The 1,707-nt window shown below is 57.2% G+C and carries 1 pseudogene; it reads left to right on the forward strand.

From position 1 onward, the window contains the following. Positions 1-502 precede the first annotated feature (502 nt). Positions 503-1,707, forward strand: a pseudogene (gene istA, locus O9X91_RS23805) (IS21 family transposase); the annotation flags it as partial.

Raw genomic sequence — 1,707 nt, forward strand, 5'->3', positions numbered from 1 at the left:
CGGCAGCACGTGAAAGTCAACGCAACCTACCGTTAGGTTATTGATTTTTGATTCTCGTCGCGCCTACAGTCAGAGAAAGCTGCTGTTGCCAGATTTGTTGGCCCGTATCTCGCCGCTCGGATAGGAGCACACATTCTCACCGGACAATATCGTTGGCCAAAGTATTGGCGTATGGCCTCTTCGCATCAGCCAAAGTCTCTTCGATTGAACTGTAAATCTCAGTATCGATGCCTTCAGCGAGCCAGGCAACGACGCTGAGGACATGCCCACGTCCGTCGATTTCGGACTACTCCTGTTTTGGCCCCTATTTATGAGTTGCTTGTTCCGCGTATTCGCGGCTCACATCAGCACAACAAGTTTGCCCAGTCTGTGACGTTTCCCCGTCTCTTCAAGAGCATCTTTAGCTTGCTCGAAACGGAACGGCGTGACGAGGGGACCGGACAGACGACGCAGTTCAACTTGCTCAAAGAGGCTGAAACGGCCTGCTTCGCGTCGTCGGGATATGCTGCCAGGTAATGTCGGATATCAACTAAACATCATCCGTCGGATGGCGCTGCGTGAGAAGCAGTCGATCCGGGAGATCAGCCGGCGCACCGGGCTGTCGCGCAACACGATCGCGAAGTATCTGAACGCCGGTACGATCGAGCCGACGTTCACGATACCGGAACGACCGAGCAAGCTTGATCCTTTTGCCGATAAGCTGGCGGCCTGGCTGAAGACCGAGGCCGGGAGGTCACGCAAACAGCGTCGAACTCTAAAGCAGCTTCATGCCGATCTGGTGGTTCTCGGCTTTACCCGCTCCTATGCTCGGGTTGCCGCCTTCGCCCGTGATTGGCGGGCTGACCGGCAACGTGAGCTGCAGACGACGGGCCGCGGCATATTCGTCCCGCTGTCTTTCCGCCCGGGCGAAGCATTCCAGTTCGATTGGAGTGAGGACTATGCCGTGATCGGCGGCGAGCGCACGAAGTTGCAGGTCGCACATATCAAGCTATAGCACAGTCGGGCTTTTCTGGTCAGGGCATACCTGCTGCAAACGCACGAGATGCTCTTCGACGCCCATTGGCATGGCTTCCGTGTGTTCGGCGGCGTGCCTGCTCGCGGCATCTACGATAACATGAAGACGGCGGTCGATCGCGTTGGCCGCGGCAAGGAGCGACAGGTCAACATCCGGTTCCTTGCGATGACGAACCACTACGTTTTTGCGCCAGAGTTCTGCAATTCCGCCGCAGGCTGGGAGAAAGGGCAGGTCGAGAAGAACGTTCAGGATGCCCGACCACGCCTGTGGCAACAAATGCCGGACTTCCCGGATTTGGCAACGTTGAACCTCTGGCTGGAACAGCATTGCCAGGACCTGTGGCGGGACACCGCGCATGGCACTTTGTCAGGCACGATCGCGGATGTTTGGGCTGATGAGCAGCCTGCTTTGATGGCATTGCCCGCCATGTTTGACGGCTTTGTCGAGCAGAGTAAGCGGGTCTCGCCAACATGCCTGATCACCTTCGAGCGTAATCGTTACAGTGTGCCAGCATCATTTGCGAATCTGCCCCGTGAGCCTACGGATTTATCCCGAGAGACTGGTCATTGCGGTCGAGGGCAATGTCCTCTGCGAACATCCGCGGATCATAGAGCGCAGCCACGACAAACCGCCGAGGACGATTTATGACTGGCGGCATTACCTTGCGGTCATCCAGCGCAAACCCGGAGCCC

Source organism: Agrobacterium salinitolerans (genome assembly GCF_027498475.1).
GTDB lineage: Bacteria > Pseudomonadota > Alphaproteobacteria > Rhizobiales > Rhizobiaceae > Agrobacterium > Agrobacterium salinitolerans.